General features: G+C 54.9%; 1 protein-coding gene. It reads left to right on the plus strand.

Translation table 11 applies throughout. From position 1 onward, the window contains the following. Positions 1 to 242 precede the first annotated feature (242 nt). Positions 243 to 485: a hypothetical protein gene (locus tag A3722_RS25375; RefSeq protein WP_443068792.1), complete on the plus strand. Its 243-nt coding sequence runs from the start codon at positions 243 to 245 to the stop codon at positions 483 to 485. The last annotated feature ends 147 nt before the right edge of the window (positions 486 to 632 follow it).

The following is a 632-nucleotide window of genomic DNA, read 5'->3' on the forward strand; positions in this document are numbered from 1 at the left end:
GCAATAGTTGTGAATGACAGTTGGGCTATATCGCTGCCGGCGCAGCGTGACGCGAAGTTCTGAAATTTCCTTGAAAGGCGATTGGGACATCGATTCCTCCTTGGTTTGATTGATCAACCCAAGAAACATCCAGCCTGAAATAATGCGCAGCAAGAACGGCACAGCCACGACCCAACACATTGAAATCAAACGGGCTACGAAATTCTCCTCCGCATTATGCCCTCCTCGCGATAATTGCGCTAATGACGAGCTCGTCATTAGCGCAGCCAGCTGCCGATATAGGCGGCGTGGTCTTCGCGAGCTTCGAGCGTCAGCCCGAGATCAGCGCAGAGGAACGCAGCGCCCAGCTCGGCCACGAGTTCTTCGCGGGCATAGCCTTCGTCACCGAAAAGCTTGCGGCTGAAGTCGCGGTCGAGGCGGCTCTTGTGCCGCGTCCAATGAGTGCATTCATGCGCAAGGGTGCGCGTAGTAGCTTATTAGTCTGATGCCCAGCCAGTAATACAATCCTCAGACTATTGTGGGTCGTATACTTCGTGCCCACGAGCCCCCACGCTCTATGGTAAGCCAGCAGCCCTTTCATCTTCATCCGATCGGCGGCCATCATACAAGCGCCGGAATCGTCATGCTTCACA

Origin of the sequence: Sulfitobacter sp. HI0027, assembly GCF_001634775.1 — a bacterium.
Taxonomy (GTDB): Bacteria; Pseudomonadota; Alphaproteobacteria; order Rhodobacterales; family Rhodobacteraceae; genus Sulfitobacter.